The sequence below is a fragment of the Thermomonas aquatica genome (assembly GCF_006337105.1).
GTDB classification, from domain to species: Bacteria; Pseudomonadota; Gammaproteobacteria; order Xanthomonadales; family Xanthomonadaceae; genus Thermomonas; species Thermomonas aquatica.
Genome location: NZ_CP040871.1, coordinates 2,192,567 through 2,208,095 on the forward strand (window position 1 = coordinate 2,192,567; position 15,529 = coordinate 2,208,095).

Consider the following 15,529-nt stretch of genomic DNA (forward strand, 5'->3'; position numbering starts at 1 on the left):
CCGGCGCGGCCCCGGCGTGCGAGCGCCTGGGCCGATCCATCCGAACCGACAGGCAAACGGAACCTCAGCATGAATCCCGCCCTCAGATTCGTCGCCGGCAGCTGCATCGCGGTTGGCCTGCTGTCCGTCGCGAACGCGGCGCAACCGTCGGTGCCGGTGCAGCAGGATGCCGCGCGGCGAGCCCCCGCGGCGCAATTGGTCGATCCGAATTCGGTCGGCAAGTGGGCGCTGCAGGCGCTCGCCCTGGTCGACCGCGGCCAGCTGGCGCAGTTGTGGGACGGGGCCTCGCCGACGATGAAGCAGCGCGTCAAGCGCGAGGATTTCGTGGCCGGCGTGCAGGCCAGCCGCCACGGCCTGGCCGCCATCGAAGGCCGCGAATGGCTCGTGATCAGCCGCCAGCTGGGCGATGGCCAGTCCATCCCCGGCGGCGAGTACGTCACCGCCGAATTCCTGCTGCGCCTGCGGCAGGGGCCGCCGCGCACCGAGCTGGTCACCTTCCACCGCGACGAGGACCGCACCTGGCGGTTCATGGGCTACAGCGTGCGCTGAATGGGCGCGGGCGGTGCCGGCGTACAATTCCGCGCATGGACATCTTCAAGGTCTTCACCATCGAGGCCGCGCACCGGCTGCCGAACGTGCCGGCAGGCCACAAATGCGCGCGGCTGCACGGGCATTCGTTCCGCATCGAGCTGCGCGTGTCCGGCGAACCGGGCGCGGACACCGGCTGGGTCATGGACTTCGCCGACATCAAGGCGGCCTTCAAGCCGCTGTACGAGCAGCTGGACCACCATTACCTCAACGACATCGAAGGGCTGGACAACCCCACCAGCGAGCGCCTGGCGATGTGGATCTGGGCCAGGTTGAAGCCAGCCCTGCCGCTGTTGTCGGAAGTGGTGGTGCACGAGACCTGCACTTCCGGCTGTTCCTACCGCGGCTGAACGCCCGCACCCGCGCGGCCTTGCGGAATTGACAATCATTCGCGTTTGCGGTCTGATAGCCGGGCCATGTACGTCTGCATCTGCAACGGGGTCACCGACCACCAGATCCGCGAAGCCGCGGAAGCCGGCTGCGTGTCGCTGACCGAACTGACCATGCGCACCGGCGTCGGCGCCAACTGCGGCAGCTGCCTGCCGTCGGCCGAAGCCATCCTCGACGAAGTGCGCAACCGCCGCGAGCTGCCCTTGCCGGTATTGCAGCGCGCTGCCTAGCCGCGCCGGCCCGACCCCCTCGCCATGCCGGCCTTCGCCGCTGGTTGCGGACGATTCGCGTTCCGCCACGGCGCGCGGGCTTCGCGCTAGAGTCCACCCCTGCCAAGACGAAGGAGCGCGGCCATGAAAGGGGACGCCAAGGTCATCGAATTCCTCAACAAGGCGCTCTACAACGAGCTGACCGCGATCAACCAGTACTTCCTGCACGCCAAGATGCTGAAGAACTGGGGCCTGAAGGAACTGGCCGAGCACGAGTACCACGAGTCGATCGACGAGATGAAGCATGCGGACAAGCTGTCCGACCGCATCCTGTTCCTCGACGGCCTGCCGAACTTCCAGGCGCTGGGCAAGCTGAAGATCGGCGAGAACCCGCGCGAGCTGCTGCAGTGCGACCTGGCGCTGGAGCTGGAAGCGCTGCCGGTGCTGAAGGACGGGATCGCGTATTGCGAATCGGTGGGCGACTACACCAGCCGCCAGCTGTTCGCCGACATCCTCGATTCGGAGGAAGAGCACATCGACTGGATCGAGACCCAGCTGTCGCTGATCGAGCGGATCGGCGAGTCGAACTACCTGGCGCAGCAGCTCGACAAGTAAGGCCCGCAACGGGTCAGGCGTTGGCGGGCAACCTGGCCTGCAGGGCGGTGCGCACCTGGGCGAATTCGCCGACGATGCGCGCCACCAGGGCTTCCGGCTTGGCCAGGGTGCCGTCGCGCGCGCCATGCTCGAGGTCGCGCGCGGCTTCCGACAAGGTGGTGGCGCCGACATTCGCGCTGGACGACTTCAGCGTATGCGCGGCGACGCGCAGGGCGATCGGGTCGTTGCCCACCACTGCGCGTTCCAGTTGCGCGATCAGTCGCGGCGCATCCTCGAGGTAAAGCGCGATGATCTTGTCGACTTCGCCGCCGAGCACGTCGCGCAGGTCGTCGAGCACGCTGGCATTCAGCACCGGCGGCGTTGCCGGCGCAGCCTGCGCGGGCCGGTGCTCCGGCACCGCTTCGACCGGCATCTTCACCCCGCGCCAGCGACTGATGCAGCGTTCGAGTTCGCCGCGGGTGACCGGCTTGGCCAGGTAGTCGTCCATCCCGGCGTCCAGGCATTTCTGCCGGTCGGCGGCCATCGCGTTCGCGGTCATCGCGATGATCGGCAACCGCTGCGCGGCACCGCTGGCGTGTTCGTGCTCGCGCCAGCGGCGGGTCGCGGCATAACCGTCCAGCACCGGCATCTGGCAATCCATCAGCACCAGGTCGTAGGCGGTCGCCTGCAGTTTCTCCAGCGCCACCTGGCCGTTGCCGGCGGTTTCGCATTCCATGCCGATCACCTGCAGCAGGCGTTGCGCCACCATCAGGTTCACCGGGTTGTCTTCCACCAGCAGGATGCGCGGCATCGCCTGTTGGGTCATGTCGCTTCCTGCGGATGTAGGGTTGCGGGTGGCCAGGGGTTCGCTGTTGCCGAGCTGCGCGCCCGAGAGCGCGGCGCGCAGGTCGGCATCCGGCGAGCCGCGCGGCACCACGCTGGCGCCAGCGGGCAGTTCGACCGAGGTGGTGTCGTCGCTGCGCAGGTAGAGCAGGCGGACCTTGCCGTACAGCGCGGTGCGTTCCAGGTTGCGCGCCAGCGACAATGCCGTGCTGCGGATGGTGCCAAGGTCGGCCAGCACCGCCGAATAGGTCCACGGCTCGCCCTGCCCGGCGGCCTGGCGCAGCCGTTCCAGCGCGTCCTGGGTGTTCTCGGCGGTGGTCAGGCGCATGCCCCAGTTCGGCAGCAGCATGGCCAGGCGCTGGCGCAGGCGGCCATCGGCGGTGACCAGCAGCACGCGCGCACCGGTCAGGTCTGCTTCCCGCGCCGGCATGTCGCCCTGCACCTTGAGCAGCGGGATCTCGAACCAGAACGTGGAGCCCTGGCCGGCCTCGGACTCGACGCCGATGCTGCCGCCCATCAGGGTGACGATGCGCTGGCAGATCACCAGGCCAAGTCCGGTGCCGCCGTACAGGCGGGTGGTCGAGGCGTCGGCCTGGCTGAAGGCCTGGAACAAATGTTCCTGCGCGGACTTGCCGATGCCGATGCCGGTGTCGCGCACTTCGAAACGCAACTGGTGCTGGGCAGCGGTCTCGCGCAGGCGCTTCACGTTGAGGGTGACGGAGCCGCGTTCGGTGAACTTCACCGCGTTGCTGACCAGGTTGCTCACCACCTGGCGCAGGCGCACCGGGTCGCCGCGCACCGGCAGGCGCACGCCCTGCTCGATGTTGAGCAGCAGGCGCAGGCCCTTGGCCTCGGCCGGGCGCTCCATCAGGGTGATGATGCTTTCCAGCACTTCGCGCAGGTTGAAGCCGGTGGTTTCCAGCTCCAGCTTGTCGGCTTCGAGCTTGGAATAGTCGAGGATGTCGTCGACGATGCGCAGCATCTGGTGCGACGAGGAGAATGCCGTGCGCACCAGCTCCATCTGGTCGGGCGGCATCCGCGAATGCATCAGCAGGTCGAGCATCGGCACGATGCCGTTGAGCGGGGTGCGGATCTCGTGGCTCATGGTGGCCAGGAATTCGCCCTTGGCCATCACCGCCGCCTCGGCCGCCTGCTTGGCCTTGGTCAGTTCGTTCTCGAGTTGGGTGTGCCGGTTGATTTCCTGCTGCAACGCGCTGACTTCGGCTTCGCCGCGGCGGCTGCGTTCGCTCTCCTCGCGCAGCCTTGCTTCATGTTTGCCGGCGGCAAAGGCCAGGGTGGTGGTGGCGAACAGGGCCAGCAGCGCGAGCACCAGCGCGATTCCCTGCCAGGGGCCCTGGATCCCGGATTGCGCCAGCGCCAGCGACAACGCGACGCCGGCCGCTGCGCCCAGCGCGAGCCAGCGTGCGCTGAGCAGGTTGAATCCGCGATCGTCGTCGGCGTTCACAGGGTCGCGTGCTGGAAGTCGAAGTTGAGTTCGTGTTCCGCGCGTTGTACCAGATTGCCCTGGATGAAATCGATGCCGCCCATCCACAACGCGGCGGCGGCCTGCGGATCCTCGACCGATTGCCCGATCACCTGCAGGCCCAGCCGATGCGCGCGATCGATCGCTTCGCGCATTTCGTCGCGCAAGTTCGCTGGCAGCGGTTGCCGGGCGTACTCGGCCGACAGGCGCAGGTAGCCCAGCGGGAGTTGCTGCAGCAGCTGTTCGGCATCGGGGCCGTGGCGGTACTGGCTGAGGCAGAACTGCACGCCGGCCGGGACCAGCTGTTCGCAGAACTGGCGCAGCAGCATCGAATGCACCAGCGCGTCCTCAAGGCGGATGTCGATGACCAGCGACGGGCCATCGATGCTGGCCGTTTCCAGTTCCTGCGCCAGCCAGCCGGCGTAGCTGTCCTGCGCCAGCGTGCGCGGCGACTGCGAGACGAACAGCCGCACCGGGCGGCTTTCCGCGCGACGCCGCTGCAGCAGCGCCATCGATTGCTGGATGACCCAGCGGTCGAGCTGCGGCAACAGGTTGGCCGCTTCCGCCAGCGGCACGATTTCGCCGGCGCTGCGCTCGTTGCCGGCACTGTCGCGCATGCGCAACAGCACCTGGAACTGCGCCTCGTCGCCACCGGCGACCGCGACAACCGGCTGGAACGCCAATTGCAGGCCATCGCCATCGAGTGCGTTGCGGATCTCGCCCAGCAGGCCGTCCGCGGCATCGGTCGCGGTGGTGCAGGGCGGGACGTAGGCGCCGATGCCGGTGGGCTCGGTGCGCGCCAGGCGCGCACCTTCCTCGGCCGCCGACAGTGTCGCCCCGGCGTCGCGGAAGCCGTGCACCAGGTCGGCATAGCCGATGGTGGTGCGCAGGCGGACGGCCTCCACGCCGACGCGGAAATCGTGGTAGCCCATGCCGTCGCGCAGGCTGCGCGCCAGCGCCTCGAGCGGGATCCCGCCGAGGTCGGCGGCGACCACCAGGAACGCGTTGTCGCTCAGGCGCGCGGAGGCATGCGCCTGCGCCAGCGTGCCCAGGTAGCGGCCCGCATCGCTCATCAGTTGCTCGAACTCGGCATAGCCGTAGCGGTTGCGCAGTGCGGCGGCATTGCCGGCTTCCAGCATCAGCACGCCGCCGGAGCGTTGCGGCAGCAGTTCGGCCAGCTTCTTCATCAGCACGGGGCGCGTATACAGGCCGGTGATCGGGTGCCGCTCGGGTTCGGCCGCGGTCACCTGCTTGGTCTGCGCCATCCGTGCACGGCGCACGCGGCTCTGCACCGCGGCGATCAGGTGGCGCGGGCGAACCGGCTTGAGGATGTAGTCGTCCGCACCCTGTTCCAGCACTTCCAGTTGCTTGTCCGGATCCTGGTCGCCGGTCAGGAACACCACCGGCACCTGCGAGAAGCGCGGATGTTCGCGGATCTGCAGGGTCAGGGTGGTGCCGCTGGCACCGGGCATGTGCAGGTCCATCAGCACCAGGTCGGGGCCGAAGCGCTCCACCGTCGCCATCACCTGTTCAGGGACCGCGACCACCTCGGCCTGCATGCCGGCGCCGCGCAGGATGGCTTCGGCGAACAGGGCCTGGCTGCGGTCGTCTTCGACCACGAGGATCCGGTACGGTGGTTCGGTGGTGGAATCGGCCATGGAAACCGTGGTCTGTGGGATCCCGGTATTTTGCCCGGAGATCGCCGTGGTGGACGCGATGGGTTGCGGATTGGCCGGCGGGGTGCCGGCGGCGATGGACGGATCGATCATGTTGCCCCCTGTCGGGCGCCCAACAGCACGCACCCGTATCCAGACCTGACGCAAAACACGCTGGCGATCGGCCACCGCGCGGTCATTGCACTGGCATCAGCCGGGCTGTGGCCTGGGCGCGCGCCGGAACAGTTTGCGCCAGAGCCACCACACGAACGATGCGAACAACAGGCTGATCGACACCACGATCGCCAATGCAATCCAGGGATGGCTGAAGGCCAGCGCCAGTCCGCCGACCACCACCGCATCCTCGGTCACGGAGGCCGTCCAGTTGCTCACCGGCTCGGGCGAGGTATTGAGCAGGGCGCGTGAGCCGGACTTGATCAGGTGGCTGGTGAGGGCCACGCCGGCGCCGGTGGCGAGCATGCCCGCGCCGAGTTCGCCATTGGGCGACATCGCCGCCGCGGCCAGGAAGGCACCCGCCGGCACCCGCAGCAGGGTATGCAGCAGGTCCCAGACCGAATCCACGCCCGGGATCTTGTCGGCGAAGAATTCGCCGGCCGCCAGCGCACCGGATACGCCCAGCACCCACGGCGACTGGGTGGCCTGCAGGGCTTCGGGCAGGTGCAGCCAGCCGAAGTAGCCGGCCAGGCCCACCCCGAACACGGTCAGATACACGCGGATGCCGGCCAGCCAGGCCAGCAGCACGCCGATGGCGAACAGGTGGGCTTGATCCACGGCACTTCCCCGACGCCACGCAGCGGCGTCATGGCCCGAGTCTATACGGCAGTGCGGCTTGACGCAGGCTTAAAAGCGATGCGATATCGCCGCATGCAATTTTTCACATCGCCGCATTCGGCCACCGGCAGCGGCCATCCGCGGATGGCGTTCGTCCTGCTGGTGCTGGCCGCGCTGGCCTTCGGGGGATGGGGACTGTGGCGCGCCTATGGCCCGACGCCGGCCAATGCCGGCGAACGCCTGCGCGAAGCGACCGCGCGGATCGATGCGCTCGAACAGGAAGCCGCGACGCTCAAGCGTTCCGACCAGATCAGCCGCCAGGCCAATGCCGACCTGCAGGGCACCCTGGCCGAACGCGACGAGGAAATCGCCGGCCTGCGCGCCGATGTGGCGTTCTACGAGCGCTTCGTCGGCGCCACCGGGCAGCGGCATGGCCTGACCGTGCACGAACTGAAGCTGGAGCCGCAACGCGATCCGCAGCTCTGGCACTTCGTCGCCACCCTCACCCAGAACCTCAACCGCGGCGCGGTCAACAGCGGCCACCTGCTGTTGTCGGTCGAAGTCAGCGATGCCGGACGCATGCAGAAACTCGCCTGGGGCGCGCTGCGCCAACAGCAGAACGCGCCCGGCATCGAGTATTCGTTCAAGTATTTCCAGCAGGTCGAGGGCGACCTGGTGCTGCCCGCCGGGGTGAAGCCGGTGCGGGTGATCGCGCGGCTGGTGCCGTCCTCCGGTGCCGCGGTGGAGCAGAGCTTCACCTGGGGCGACGCCACGGCAGGCGCACCCGCAAGCCGCTGATTTCCGCCCATGCGGTTGAATGCGGCGCGTCTGCGCCCCATCCTGTGCGCATGGATATCGTCACCCTCGACACCGTCACCAATGCCGCGCCGCGTGCGCCGATGGATTTCACCGCCGCGGCCGCGGCCAAGGTGCGCGAACTGATCGCCGAGGAAGGCAATGCCGGGCTCAAGCTGCGCGTGTACATCCAGGGCGGCGGCTGCTCCGGCTTCCAGTACGGCTTCGAGTTCGACGAGAACCAGGCCGAGGACGACTTTCCGATCGTCACCGACGGGGTGACCCTGCTGGTCGACCCGCTCAGCCTGCAGTACCTCGCCGGCGCCACCGTCGACTACAGCGAATCGCTGAGCGGCGCGCAGTTCGTGATCCGCAACCCGAACGCGAAGACCACCTGCGGCTGCGGTTCGTCGTTCACGATGTGAGCGGGCGCGACTCGCCCTTCGCCTTCGTCGACGGCGCGCTGGATCGCGCCGACCACCTGCGCGACGACGCCGGCGCACTGAACGCGGCATGGCCGCAGGCCGGCGTGATCGTGCTGGATGCCGATGGACGCGCCTTCGCCGACGACGACAGGGCGTTGCGCATCGTCGCCGGCGCCGAACTCGGCGGCGGCCCCGGCGCTGCGACTTTCCTCGGCCTGCGCGAGGGCCGGGCCTGGTTCTTCGCCGATGCGACGACGCTTTCCCTCGAGGCGCCGAACCGCGTCGACCTGCGCAGTGCCGCCAGCCACTGGCCGGCCTGGCAGGCCAGCCTGTTCGCGCAGGCGCGCGCGCTGCAGCACTGGCACCAGCGGCATCGCCATTGCGGCGCCTGCGGCGCGGCCCTCGCATTCCGCCGTGCCGGCTGGCTGGGCGTGTGCACCGGCTGCAGCAGCGAACACTATCCGCGCACCGACCAGGCGGTGATCGTCGCGGTCGGCAACGGCGGCCGGCTGCTGCTAGGCAGGCAGGCCGGCTGGCTGCCGCGGCGCTGGTCGGTGGTGGCCGGCTTCGTCGAGCCCGGCGAGACGCTGGAACAGACCGTGGCCCGCGAAGTGCTGGAGGAAACCGGCGTGCGCGTGCGCGCCGGGACCGCGCGCTACCTGGCCTCGCAGCCATGGCCGTTCCCGGGCTCGCTGATGCTGGGCTTCATCGCCGACGCGGACGCGGACACCCCGCGCGCCAGCGACGAGCTGGAGCAGGCGCAATGGTTCACTGCCGAGGAAGTGCGCGCCGGGCTGGCCAACGATTGGGCGAAGGCGGATGCCGAAGGCGAGGGCATCGTACTGTCGTCGCCGATCTCGATCGCGCGGCACGTGATCCGCGCATGGCTGGCCGAACACGATGCGGCGCACGCGAACAAGTAGGCGCGCCAGCAAGTAAACTCGCGGCATGGCTGCCACCCTGCTTGCCGTCCTCGTCGCGCTGGCCATCGGCCACCTCGCGCCGGACATCGCCTCCGGCCTGCGCCAGTACGGCTGGTACGCGAACTGGCTGCGCTGGCTCAATGCGCAGTTCCCCGAAGGCAGCTTCTGGCGCGGCAGGTACGGCATCGCGCTGGCGCTGGTGGTGCCGTTGCTGGCGGTCGGCCTGCTGCAGGTCGCGCTGGACAAGCCGATCTGGGGCTTCGTCGGCCTGCTGTTCGACATCGTCGTGCTGTTTTATTGCTGGGGCCCGCGCGACCTCGACCTGGACGTGGCGGCGGTGCTCGACGCGCCGGACGCCGCATCGCGCCGCAATGCCGCCGCGCGGCTGTGGCCGGTGGGCGGCAGCGTGCAGCTCGATGGCCCCTCGCTGGTCGAGGCGGTGTTCCGCAACGCCTTGCGCCGCTGGTTCGGCGTGCTGTTCTGGTTCTGCGCGCTCGGCCCGTTCGGCGCGTTGCTGTACCGCCTGAGCGTGCTCGCGGTCGAACGCGACGATGCGCCACTCGCCCACGACACCGCCAGCGGCGCGAACACCTGGCTCGCCATCCTCGAATGGCCGGTCACCCAGCTGATGACCCTGGCGCTGGCCCTGGTCGGCAATTTCGACAGCGTGCTGGCGGCATGGCGCGAGGAGGGCGCGTTTGGCCTGCACGGCGGCTTGCTTGCCGCCGCCGCGCGTTCCAGCGTGCGCTGCGAGATCGCCGAGGAAGTGGCCGACTACACCGAGTCCGGCGTGTCGGCCTCCACCGCGCTCAGCGAAGTCTTCGGCGAGCTGCCCGAACTGCGCGACGCGATGAACCTGGTCTGGCGCATCCTGGTGCTGTGGCTGGCGGTGATCGCGCTGTTCGTGGTCGCCGGCTGGGTGAGCTGAAAGCAAACCGGAAAACCGGAAAAGAAAACCGGGGTCAGAGTCGACTTTTCCGAGAAATTGCTGCGAACCGGGTTCCAGTTCAAAAAGTCGACTCTGACCCCGGTTTTCTGACCCCGGTTTTCCCGGGTTTCCTCAGGCCGCATCCCCGCGCAATGCGCGCACCTGCGCCTCCAGCGATTCCGCCGTCGCGGTCGCGCCATCGACCGGCGCGCCGGCCACCACCTCCACATGCGCGCGCAGCCGCTGCGGCACGCGCATGCGGTCCAGCAGGTCGCCTTGCTTCGCGTTGGCGCGCCGGCTCCACATGCTGCCCCACATGTTCTTCAGCGCCATCGGCACCACCGGCACCGGGCGGCGCTCGAGGATCTTCTCCACGCCCGACTTGAACGGCGCCATCGCACCGTCCTTGGTCAATGCGCCTTCCGGGAAGATGCAGACCAGTTCGCCCTCGGCCAGCGCGGCATCGACCGCGTCGAACGCGCGCTGCATGACCGCGGGATCCTCCTTGGCGCCGGCGATCGGGATCGCCTTGGCGGTGCGGAAGATCCACGACATCACCGGGATGTTGAAGATCCTGTAGTACATGACGAAACGCACCGGCCGCGGGATGCTGGCCGACAGGATCAGCGCGTCCATGTAGCTGACGTGGTTGCAGACCAGCAGCGCCGCGCCTTCGTCGGGCACGTGCTTTTCGATGCCGTGCAGCTTGAGCCGGTACAGCGTGCGCACCAGCAGCCAGCTGAGGAAGCGCATCAGGAATTCGGGGACGATGCTGAAGATCCACGCTGCGACCAGCACGCTCGCGATCGCCAGCGCCAGGAACAGTTGCGGGATGCTCCAGCCCAGCCACTGCTGCAGCGCCACCCCGCCCACCGCCGCGGCGACGATGAACAGCGCGTTCTGGATGTTCATGCCGGCGATCACCCGCGACAGTTCATCCTTCGGCGTGCGGCTCTGGATCAACGCGAACAGCGGCACCACGTAGAAGCCGGAGAACAGGCCGATCCCGGCCAGGTCCAGCACGATCCGCCATGCGCCCGGCTGCGCCAAGAAGCCGCGCACGTCCAGCCCGTGCGCGGCGATCGCCGGCGCCAGCGCCAGGTGCAGGATGCAGGCGCTCATGCCGATCGCGCCCATCGGCACCAGGCCGATTTCCACCGTGCGCGCGGACAGCTTTTCGCACAGCAGCGAACCCACGCCGACCCCGATCGAGAACACCGCCAGCACGAACACGTAGAGGGTCGGCGTGCCGCCCAAGTGGGTCTCCGCGTACACCGGCAGGTTGCCGGTCAGCACCGTCCCGGTGAACCAGAACCAGCTGACGCCGAGCACCGAATTGCGCACCGCGAGTTGCTTCTTCGTCAGCCGCAGGATCGCCAGCGATTCCGGGATCGGGTTCCACTGCACCTTCAGGTCGGGCGCGGAGGCATCGACGGTCGGGATCGCGCGGCTGGCCAGGTTGCCGCAGACCGCCAGCAGGATCACCGCCACCGCCGCCGCCTGCGTGCCGTGTTCGCCCGCCACCGCGAAGATCAGCCCGCCGAACAGCATGCCCAGCAACACCGCGATGCTGGTGCCCATCTCCACCAGCCCGTTGCCGCCGGTCAGCTCTTCCGGCTTCAGCACCGAGGGCAAAATCGAATACTTCACCGGCCCGAACAGCGTGCTCTGCACGCCGGTGGCGAACAGGCACACCAGCAGCAGCGGCAGGCTCTGCAGCAGGAAGGCGACCGCCGCCACCGACATGATCGCGATCTCCATCGCGGTGGTGATGCGGATCAGCTTCGACTTCTCGGTGCGCTCGGCGAACTGCCCGGCGATCGAGGAGAACAGGAAATACGGCAGGATGAACACCGCCGGCGCCAGCTGGGTGTAGGTGCCGCGGGTGGACGGATCCAGCGTGCCCGCCGCGGCCATCACCCCCAGCAGGCCGATGATCGCCTGCCGGAACACGTTGTCGTTGAAGGCCCCGAACGCCTGCACGGTGAAGTAGGGCAGGAAGCGGCGCTGCTTGAGCAGTTCGAACTGGCTGTGGCCGGACATGCGTCCCCCGGGGTTTTGCGGAGTCTAGCGGAGCCGAAAAGGCGAAATGGAGTCCAGATCGAATTTCGCGTCCACGATGTCTGCTCAGTCTTGAGCGACAGTCGAGAAACTTCGCTCTGACCCCTTTTCGCGATAGCCTCGCGGGCAGGGAGGGCAACGGATGCCGCTGAGTCTCAACGAAATACGGGAGCGCGCCCGCGCGTTCGCCAAGGAATGGGCGCAAGAGACCTCGGAGCGTGCGGAAGCGCAGAGCTTCTGGAACGGCTTCTTCGATGTGTTCGGCGTCAAGCGCCGCCGCGTGGCGGTGTTCGAGCAGAAGGCCGAGCGTTTCTCCGGCAGCAAGCAGGGCCGCATCGATGTGTTCTGGCCCGGCGTGATGCTGGCGGAGCACAAGAGCGCCGGCGTGGATCTGGATGCCGCCTACGCGCAGGCCACCGATTACTTCGCCGGCATCGGTGATGCCGAGTTGCCACGCTACGTGCTGGTCAGCGACTTCCAGCGCTTCCGGCTGCACGACCTCGAAGGCGATGCCGCTCCGGTCGAATTCAAGCTGGCCGACCTGCCCAAGCAGATCGGCCGTTTCGGCTTCATCAGCGGTTACCAGGCCCGTACCTACAAGGAAGAAGACCCGGTCAACGTGCAAGCCGCCGAGCGCATGGGCAAGCTGCACGATGCGTTGAAGGCCGCAGGCTACGACGGCCACTCACTGGAACTGCTGCTGGTGCGCCTGCTGTTCTGCCTGTTCGCGGATGACACCGGCATCTTTCCGCGGCAGGCCTTCCATGACCTCATCGACCAGCGCACCTCCGTGGACGGTGCCGACCTCGGCCTGTGGATCGGCCGCCTGTTCCAGGTGCTGAACACCCCGCCGGAGGCGCGCCAGAAGACGCTGGACGAGCAGCTCGCCGAGCTGCCCTACGTCAACGGCAAGCTGTTCGAGGAAATGCTGCCGCTGGCCGATTTCAACGCGCAGATGCGCGGCCTGCTGCTGGACGCCAGCACGCTGGACTGGAGCCGGATCAGCCCGGCCATCTTCGGTTCCATGTTCCAGTCGGTGATGGACAGCAAGGCGCGGCGCAACCTGGGTGCGCACTACACCAGCGAGAAGAACATCCTCAAGCTGATCGGCCCGCTGTTCCTGGATGGGCTGAAGGTGGAACTGGACAAGGCCGGCAAGGACGAGAAAAAGCTGGCCCAGCTGCACCGCAAGCTGGCCACGTTGAAATTCCTCGATCCCGCCTGTGGCTGCGGCAATTTCCTGGTGATCGCCTACCGCGAACTGCGCGAACTGGAGCTCGAGGTGTTGAAGCGCCAATTCGCCACCCAACAGTCGGTGCTGGTGCGGGTGCAGGACCATGTGTTGATCGATGTGGACCAGTTCTACGGCATCGAGATCGAGGAGTTCCCGGCGCAGATCGCCCAGGTGGCGATGTGGCTGATGGATCACCAGATGAACCTGCGGGTGTCCGAGCACTTCGGCGAAAACGTGGTGCGGCTGCCGCTGAAGAAATCCGCGACCATCGTGCATGGCAATGCGTTGCGGATCGATTGGAACGACGTGGTGCCGGCGGTGGAACTGAGCTACATCCTGGGAAATCCACCGTTTATCGGGCATCAGTGGCGCGACGCCGATCAGATGGCAGACATGACTCGCATCTGGGGCTCGGAAGGGCGGTTCGGGCGGCTCGATTACGTCACGGCTTGGTACCGCTTGGCTGTTGATTACATGCAAGGCAATCCAGCAATTCGGGCTGCATTCGTTTCGACAAATTCGATCAGTCAAGGCGAACAGGTTGGCATTCTGTGGGCAGATTTGTTAGCTCGCGGAGTGCGCCTTCACTTCGGCCATCGTACTTTTCAGTGGACAAATGAGGCAAAGGGAAAAGCAGCGGTTCATTGCGTCATCGTTGGATTCGGTTTGACGGATGCAGTTCCTAAGCGAATTTTCGATTACGTCGAACTCAAAGGCGAGCCACATGAGCAGATCGTCGGATCACTGAGTCCGTATCTCGTGGAAGGCGGTGAGTTGGTACTTCCGTCCAGGACACAGCCGCCGCACGGCTATCCACTAATGACTAAAGGCAGCCAGCCGACTGATGGCGGTCATCTGATTCTTGATCCAGAGGAAAGAGAAGACTTGCTCGCACAAGATCCAATTGCCGCCGAGTGGGTGAAACCGTTCATCGGTGGCGAAGAGTTGATCAATGGGTCAATGCGATATTGCTTGTGGCTAAAGGATTGTCCGCCGAGCGCGTTGCGGAAGATGCCGGCTGTACTTGATCGACTTGAAAAAGTGAAGGCGGCCCGTCTGAGAAGTTCAACTGCAAGTGTGCGCGAGTGGGCTATTCGCCCGAGCCTTTTCACGCAGGATCGCCAGCCGACGACGTCATATCTGGCAATCCCTAGAGTTTCATCGGAACGGCGCACATTCATCCCGATGGGATACCTCGAGCCTGATGTCATCGCCCACGAGAAGCTCATCATCATTCCGGGTGCGACGCTTTTCCACCTCGGTGTTCTGACATCGACCATGCACATGGCTTGGATGCGCGCCGTCGCTGGTCGACTTGAAAGTCGCTACAGCTATGCGCCCGCCGTCTACAACAACTTCCCCTGGCCGGACATCAGCGACGAGAAACACCGTACCTCCATCGAAGCCGCCGCCCAAGGCGTACTGGGCGCCCGCGCCCAGTTCCCCGATGCTACGCTGGCCGATCTCTACGACCCACTGACCATGCCACCCGCCCTGGTCAAGGCGCATGCCGCCCTCGACAAGGCCGTTGACGCCGCCTACATCGCCGCCGAAAAGGCCGCAGGCCGCAAACCACCAAAACTGTCCACCGACGCCGAGCGAGTGGCCTTCCTGTTCGAACGCTACCAGGCCCTCACCAGCCTGTTGCCGGCCACGAAGCAGAAGAAGACGGCGCGCAAGCGCAAGGACCCGGTTGCATGAAATGGCAAGTCTTCATCGGTCACTTCGTCTTCGTGGCGTCGGTGCTCTTCACCGGCGTCGTCGTGATTGGCTTCAAGCTGCTACGCCAGTACCAGCGCCGACGTTCGCCACTGCATGGTAAGCAGATCGGCCATGTGCCGGGACAGCAATTGCTGGATCGAATCGAAAAGGCCAGTGAAGGTGTCGGCTACGGCGTCGACGTCATGACGCTCGCGTTGCCGTTGCTGTTTCTGGTCTGGGCAACGCTGCGAATCGATTGGACGAACGTTCGATTCGGGGTGGCCGAGCTGATATTCGTGGCAGGTTGGCTCATTTTTTTCGGATATGGCTTTTGGCAGTACCAGCGCCATGCCAAGCAGCGTGAGCAAGCGCGCGATGGACTTTTGGCGGAACGCGTCACGGGAATGCAGCTCAATCGGCTCGTCGCCCAAGGATGCGTGGTGCTGCATGACTTGCCTAGCGAGGTCGGCAATATCGATCATGTGGTTGTGTCGCCGCAAGCGGTGTTTGCGATCGAGACGAAATCCTTCCGGAAGCCGAAGGGCGATGGCGAAAACCATCGCGTCCGATTCGACGGACGGGCACTGCATTTCCCCGATTTCACTAACGTCGAAGCCGTGCCGCAGGCAGAGCGAGGGGCGCAATGGTTGGCGCGCTTCCTGCGAGAGAAGCTGGGGAGCGATTTCCCGGTGATCCCCGCTCTGTCGTTGCCGGGCTGGTACATCGAACGCACGGAGCAAGCGAAGGCATCCCCCGTTCGCGTGTTCACGCCGATGGGGCGGGGGGCGGATTTCATGGCATACCCAACCGAACGGATTGATGCGAACCAACGTGCGCTGATTGCACAGTCGCTAGCGCTCCGTTACCCGGAAATCAAGGAATAGTGCCGATGACCAAGGCAAGCGGTT

At 66.6% G+C, this 15,529-nt stretch carries 14 protein-coding genes; 10 read left to right on the forward strand and 4 right to left on the reverse strand.

Annotated features, from left to right (window positions below; all coding sequences use genetic code 11):
* Positions 1–69 precede the first annotated feature (69 nt).
* The 4 genes from FHQ07_RS10365 (at position 70) to bfr (ending at position 1,802) form a co-directional block, all read left to right on the forward strand.
* The gene (locus FHQ07_RS10365; RefSeq protein ID WP_139716730.1) at positions 70–549 is read left to right on the forward strand and encodes a DUF4019 domain-containing protein; all 480 of its coding nucleotides are present in this window, start codon (positions 70–72) and stop codon (positions 547–549) included.
* A gap of 35 nt (positions 550–584) precedes the next feature.
* Positions 585–938, forward strand: coding sequence for a 6-carboxytetrahydropterin synthase QueD (queD, locus tag FHQ07_RS10370; RefSeq protein ID WP_139716731.1), 354 nt, complete (start codon positions 585–587; stop codon positions 936–938).
* Positions 939–1,004: 66 nt separating this feature from the next.
* Positions 1,005–1,208, forward strand: coding sequence for a (2Fe-2S)-binding protein (locus FHQ07_RS10375; RefSeq protein WP_139716732.1), 204 nt, complete (start codon positions 1,005–1,007; stop codon positions 1,206–1,208).
* A gap of 123 nt (positions 1,209–1,331) precedes the next feature.
* Positions 1,332–1,802 carry a bacterioferritin gene (gene bfr, locus FHQ07_RS10380; RefSeq protein WP_139716733.1) on the forward strand — a complete coding sequence of 157 codons (471 nt, stop codon included), beginning with the start codon at positions 1,332–1,334 and terminating at the stop codon, positions 1,800–1,802.
* A gap of 13 nt (positions 1,803–1,815) precedes the next feature.
* On the opposite strand, the gene FHQ07_RS10385 is transcribed toward bfr, so the two are convergent.
* The 3 genes from FHQ07_RS10385 to FHQ07_RS10395 form a co-directional block, all read right to left on the reverse strand.
* Positions 1,816–4,089, reverse strand: a complete 2,274-nt coding sequence (locus tag FHQ07_RS10385) for an ATP-binding protein (protein ID WP_425476909.1) — start codon at positions 4,087–4,089, stop codon at positions 1,816–1,818.
* Positions 4,086–5,876 (reverse strand): EAL domain-containing protein, encoded by a 1,791-nt coding sequence (locus FHQ07_RS10390; RefSeq protein WP_139716734.1) that lies wholly within the window; start codon positions 5,874–5,876, stop codon positions 4,086–4,088. The genes FHQ07_RS10385 and FHQ07_RS10390 overlap by 4 nt, the downstream gene beginning before the upstream one ends.
* A 96-nt stretch (positions 5,877–5,972) precedes the next feature.
* A complete protein-coding gene (locus FHQ07_RS10395; RefSeq protein WP_139716735.1) occupies positions 5,973–6,554 on the reverse strand; it encodes a DUF4126 domain-containing protein in 582 nt (193 codons plus the stop codon).
* A gap of 93 nt (positions 6,555–6,647) precedes the next feature.
* Between FHQ07_RS10395 and FHQ07_RS10400 the strand changes: the two genes are divergently transcribed.
* From FHQ07_RS10400 to FHQ07_RS10415, 4 genes are read left to right on the forward strand one after another with little or no spacing between them, the layout of a single operon-like run.
* Positions 6,648–7,352, forward strand: coding sequence for a DUF6776 family protein (locus tag FHQ07_RS10400; RefSeq protein ID WP_240703467.1), 705 nt, complete (start codon positions 6,648–6,650; stop codon positions 7,350–7,352).
* Between the two features lie 56 nt (positions 7,353–7,408).
* Positions 7,409–7,774, forward strand: coding sequence for an iron-sulfur cluster insertion protein ErpA (gene erpA / locus FHQ07_RS10405; RefSeq protein WP_425476965.1), 366 nt, complete (start codon positions 7,409–7,411; stop codon positions 7,772–7,774).
* Positions 7,771–8,697, forward strand: a complete 927-nt coding sequence (gene nudC / locus FHQ07_RS10410) for an NAD(+) diphosphatase (RefSeq protein WP_139716737.1) — start codon at positions 7,771–7,773, stop codon at positions 8,695–8,697. The genes erpA and nudC overlap by 4 nt, the downstream gene beginning before the upstream one ends.
* 25 nt (positions 8,698–8,722) lie before the next feature.
* Positions 8,723–9,625, forward strand: coding sequence for a regulatory signaling modulator protein AmpE (locus tag FHQ07_RS10415; protein WP_139716738.1), 903 nt, complete (start codon positions 8,723–8,725; stop codon positions 9,623–9,625).
* Between the two features lie 132 nt (positions 9,626–9,757).
* On the opposite strand, the gene FHQ07_RS10420 is transcribed toward FHQ07_RS10415, so the two are convergent.
* Positions 9,758–11,668: an MFS transporter gene (locus tag FHQ07_RS10420; RefSeq protein WP_139716739.1), complete on the reverse strand. Its 1,911-nt coding sequence runs from the start codon at positions 11,666–11,668 to the stop codon at positions 9,758–9,760.
* Between the two features lie 160 nt (positions 11,669–11,828).
* Between FHQ07_RS10420 and FHQ07_RS10425 the strand changes: the two genes are divergently transcribed.
* Both FHQ07_RS10425 and FHQ07_RS10430 read left to right on the forward strand, forming a co-directional pair.
* Entirely contained in the window at positions 11,829–14,621 is a 2,793-nt protein-coding gene (locus FHQ07_RS10425) for a DNA methyltransferase (RefSeq protein WP_139716740.1), read from the forward strand.
* Positions 14,618–15,505 (forward strand): NERD domain-containing protein, encoded by an 888-nt coding sequence (locus FHQ07_RS10430; RefSeq protein ID WP_139716741.1) that lies wholly within the window; start codon positions 14,618–14,620, stop codon positions 15,503–15,505. Before FHQ07_RS10425 ends, FHQ07_RS10430 begins: the two co-directional genes overlap by 4 nt.
* The last annotated feature ends 24 nt before the right edge of the window (positions 15,506–15,529 follow it).

Coding starts and splice junctions, on each gene's coding strand:
- FHQ07_RS10365 (WP_139716730.1), top strand. CDS start 70: ATGAATCCCGCCCTCAGATTCGTCGCCGGCAGCTGCATCGCGGTTGGC.
- queD (WP_139716731.1), top strand. CDS start 585: ATGGACATCTTCAAGGTCTTCACCATCGAGGCCGCGCACCGGCTGCCG.
- FHQ07_RS10375 (WP_139716732.1), top strand. CDS start 1,005: ATGTACGTCTGCATCTGCAACGGGGTCACCGACCACCAGATCCGCGAA.
- bfr (WP_139716733.1), top strand. CDS start 1,332: ATGAAAGGGGACGCCAAGGTCATCGAATTCCTCAACAAGGCGCTCTAC.
- FHQ07_RS10390 (WP_139716734.1), bottom strand. CDS start 5,876: ATGATCGATCCGTCCATCGCCGCCGGCACCCCGCCGGCCAATCCGCAA.
- FHQ07_RS10400 (WP_240703467.1), top strand. CDS start 6,648: ATGCAATTTTTCACATCGCCGCATTCGGCCACCGGCAGCGGCCATCCG.
- FHQ07_RS10415 (WP_139716738.1), top strand. CDS start 8,723: ATGGCTGCCACCCTGCTTGCCGTCCTCGTCGCGCTGGCCATCGGCCAC.
- FHQ07_RS10420 (WP_139716739.1), bottom strand. CDS start 11,668: ATGTCCGGCCACAGCCAGTTCGAACTGCTCAAGCAGCGCCGCTTCCTG.
- FHQ07_RS10425 (WP_139716740.1), top strand. CDS start 11,829: ATGCCGCTGAGTCTCAACGAAATACGGGAGCGCGCCCGCGCGTTCGCC.
- FHQ07_RS10430 (WP_139716741.1), top strand. CDS start 14,618: ATGAAATGGCAAGTCTTCATCGGTCACTTCGTCTTCGTGGCGTCGGTG.